Source organism: Rhizobacter sp. P1_G5, assembly GCF_056405435.1.
On the sequence record NZ_JBFUCB010000769.1, the window covers coordinates 1 to 2,540 of the forward strand.

Here is a 2,540-nt window from a genome sequence, read left to right on the forward strand (position 1 = left end):
TCCTTGCGGAGAACCTCCACGATCGCCTGCGCGAGCGGGCCGGCCGACGCCGGGTTCTGCCCGGTCATCAGCCGCCCGTCGACGACGACCCGGGGCTGCCAGACCGCGGTCGACTCGTACTTCGCGCCTTCCTCGACCAGGGCGCTTTCCAGCGCGAACGGCACGTCGTCGCTGGCATAGCCGTCTTCCTCGGCATTCGAGAACGACGTGAGCCGCCGCCCGCGCACCAGCGGCGTGCCGTCTTCCAGCCTCACCCCGAGGAACGCGCACGGGCCGTGGCAGACGGCGGCCACCACGAGGCCGGCGTTCCAGGCGCGGGCGACGGCGCGCTTCACGTCGGGATCCGTCGCGATGTCGGCCATCGGGCCCAGCCCGCCGGGGATGAAGACGGCGTCGTAGTCCAGCACGTCGACCTGGGACAGCCGGCGGCTGCGCGCCATCCGCCGGATCGAGCGGCTTGCGCGAAAGGCGCGATGCGCGGCGTCCTTCTCGTCGAAGGCATCCTCGTGCGGCTGGCCGCCCCGCGGCGACACGTACTCCACCGCGACGCCGGACTGGTCGAAGACCTCGAACGGGTGGGCCACTTCCGAAAAGAAGAAGCCGGTGGCGCGGTGGTGGGGGCCGATCACGGCCGTGTTGGTCATGATGAACAGGACGTGCGGGACGCTCATGGGGATCTCCTTGAATTTCAGTGCGGCATGCCCTCGAACTGCGGCAGTTCGAGCGGGAGGGCCCACGCCAGGCGGCGCTTCGTGAACATCTCGACCATCGGTTCGATCCCTGCCGGCTGGTCGAGGCTGCCGAGCGTGACGAAGACCGTTCCGGGGAAGCTCTCCAGGTGGGTGGAAAACACCCGCGCACCGCAGTCAGGGCAGAAGTTCCGATCCAGCCCCTTGCCCGACTCGGCGATGTAGTGAAACGCCTTGGGTCGGCCGCTGATCAACCTGAAGTCGCTCTCGGGCACGCCGAAGAAGGTGGCGGCCTCGCCCCCGGTGGCGCGCTTGCAGTCCAGGCAGTGGCACACGGCAACGAAGCCGGGATCGATGTCGAACTCGAACTTGACACTGCCGCAGGCACATTGCCCCGTGTGCTTCTTCGCCATGACACGCCCCTTCGCTCGGATGCCGACGAGTGTAGGAAGGCGGGCCGCGGCAGGTGGTTAATTCGGGTCAAACGATGGCCGTGGAACATTGACCGCGCTTTACCACCGTCATCGCCCGGAAAACCTCAGTCGATCAATTGACCGTCATCCGCGTGGAACGGAAACGGCCCCTCGAACCGGCCGATCGGCATGGCATGGCTGACGACGTCCCCCTCCTCGGACCACGCGTGCACCAGAAAGCCGGGCGGCTCCATCGCGAACGCCGAGGGTGCGTCTTCGGCGAGATCCAGGCACACTTGGTGCGCCGTCGACGGCGCCGTCATCGCGATCGTGTTCGCCCACGGCGCCTGGATCAGGCGATGCAGGTGCCCGCAGATCACGCGGCGCACCTGCGGATGGCGGGCGACGACAGCCGCCAGCGCACCGCCTGGATCGCGCAGCCCGATCTCGTCCATGTGCCCGATCATCGTGCGGAACGGCGGGTGGTGCATCGCGATGAGGGTGGGCGTCACCGTGTCCTGCGCCAGCAGCTGCGCCAGTTGCTCGAGGCGCGCCGCGCAGACCTCGCCGTGAGAGGCACCCGGCACGACGGTGTCGACCGTGACCAGCCGCAGCCCGCCGAGGTCGACCGCGTACTGCACGAACGGCGTGCCGTTGCGCAGCCAGGCGTGCCCGGGGAATGCCCCGCGCAGCGCCTCGCGTTCATCGTGGTTGCCGGGCAGCAGGTAGATGGGGCACTCGATCGGCTGCAGCAGCTCACGCAGGTGCTGGTACTCGTCGGGCCGGCCGAAGTCGGTCAGGTCGCCGGTCAGCACCACCGCCTGCGGCGCCTGCTTCAGCCGGCCCACCGCCTGCACGGCCTCGCGCAGGAAACGGGCCGTGTCGACGCGGCCGTAGGCCTGGGTGCCGGGCAGCTTGATGTGCGGATCACTGAGTTGGACGAGCGTTCGGATCATGGGGGCTTCACGGTGGGGTTATTTCACGATGAGGTGGCGGGCATCAGGTGCGCCGGATTCACGTCCAGGCCCACGGYGTCCCCGGCCACGAACGGCGATTCCTTGCCGGCCTCGCAGAGGATCTCACCCTGGTCGGGCGTGTGCAATTGCAGCTGCACCCGCTCGCCGAGGAAGACGCGGCGCGCGACCTGCGCCGCGCCGCCGGGGTGCAAGGCGATGTCTTCCGGCCGCAGCAGCAGCTCGGCCGCAGCGGCGCAGCCGGGCGGGCAGGGCAGCACCTGGCCGGCGAGGCGCACGATGCCGTCCGACACGTCCTGCGCACTGCGGCGCAGGCGGTTGACGCGCCCGAGGAACTCGGCGACGAAGGGGTGGGCGGGCCGCCGGTRCAGCGACTCGGCATCGCCCACCTGCACGATGCGCCCGGCGTGCATCACGGCCAGCCGGTCGGCCAGCGCCATCGCTTCATGCTGGTCGTGCGTCAC

4 protein-coding genes are annotated in these 2,540 nt (G+C 69.7%); all 4 read right to left on the bottom strand.

Annotated elements, in window-relative coordinates; genetic code table 11:
- The coding region (locus AC1D12_RS30770; protein WP_477845011.1) for a type 1 glutamine amidotransferase domain-containing protein at positions 1 to 671 on the bottom strand (671 nt) is incomplete at its 3' end.
- Between the two features lie 17 nt (positions 672 to 688).
- Positions 689 to 1,102, bottom strand: coding sequence for a GFA family protein (locus AC1D12_RS30775; RefSeq protein WP_477825646.1), 414 nt, complete (start codon positions 1,100 to 1,102; stop codon positions 689 to 691).
- A gap of 125 nt (positions 1,103 to 1,227) precedes the next feature.
- Positions 1,228 to 2,058 (bottom strand): phosphodiesterase, encoded by an 831-nt coding sequence (locus AC1D12_RS30780; RefSeq protein ID WP_477825647.1) that lies wholly within the window; start codon positions 2,056 to 2,058, stop codon positions 1,228 to 1,230.
- Between the two features lie 23 nt (positions 2,059 to 2,081).
- The coding region (locus tag AC1D12_RS30785; protein ID WP_477845012.1) for a TOBE domain-containing protein at positions 2,082 to 2,540 on the bottom strand (459 nt) is incomplete at its 5' end.